General features: G+C 34.4%; 1 pseudogene. It reads left to right on the top strand.

Features of this window, described 5'->3' with window-relative positions:
• Positions 1-1,155 (top strand): annotated as a pseudogene (locus OWK30_RS11465) (IS256 family transposase); the annotation flags it as partial.

Here is a 1,155-nt window from a genome sequence, read left to right as displayed (position 1 = left end):
GGAATATATGGCAAAACAGTTTACTAACTTTTTGGAGAAGCTTGGAGAAATAGAGAGAGAAGTACATTGTTCAATCAATGATGACAGTAAAAATGGTTATTATTCACGCAATTTTGATACTTTTTTTGGGAAAATAGAAGGTGTAAAAATACCAAGGACACGAAAGATAAAATTTCACCCATCATTTTTAGAGCCATATAAACGTACAACATTTGAATTAGATGACATAGTGATATCGATGTATCAAGGAGGTTGTTCAACCAGGGATATAGTGCGAACATTAGAGAATTTGCTTGGTCAGAAGTATTCTCCCAAATGGGTAAGTAAAATAACTGATGATATATTGGAAGAGTTGGAAAAATATCACAACAGGAGATTTGAGCGTTGGTATCCGATTTTGTTTATAGATGTCACATATTTAAAATTGAGAAGGGGTACGGTATCAAGTGAGGTTATATACACAGTTATGGGAATTGATGAGGATGGTCATAAAGAGATTCTTGCATTTTACACATTTGGTGGTAGTGGAGAAAGTGCATTAAACTGGAAGGAATTGCTATATGAGCTTAGAGAGAGAGGGTTACAGGAGCCAATATTAGTTGTAGCAGATGGTTTAAAAGGTATCAAAGAAGCAGTACTTGAGGTTTATCCAAAAGCAGATTTTCAGACTTGTGTAGTTCACAAAGTGCGGAGCTCATTATCCAAGGTACGCAAGCGGGATGAGAGTGCCGTAACTGAAGATATGAAGATATGAAGAACATATATATGCAAGAAAATGAAGAAGAATTTTTAAGGAATTTTGAGATATTTCGCAGGAACTGGTCATATAAATATCCAGAGATGGTTGCATCGTGGGAAAAGGATTTGCCAGAGTTGATGACATATTTGAAATATCCAGCTCTAATGAGGCCATATATTTACACCACGAATCCTTTGGAGAGGTTTCATAAGGAGGTTAAAAGGCGCTCTAAGGTAATTGAAGTATTTAATGATAAGAGAGCGTTAGAAAAGATAGTATTTTTAGTAATATTGGAAATGAATGATAGTTATAGAACTCGTAAAATGAAACATTGGAACTATTTTCTAGCTGTGTTGAAAAATAAAAGAGTTGAAAAATACGGTAGATTACAGGAGGATAAAAATCTTACACAAAAT

This window comes from Deferribacter abyssi, assembly GCF_049472655.1.
Lineage (GTDB): Bacteria > Chrysiogenota > Deferribacteres > Deferribacterales > Deferribacteraceae > Deferribacter > Deferribacter abyssi.
This window is presented reverse-complemented; position numbering and strand designations above follow the sequence as displayed.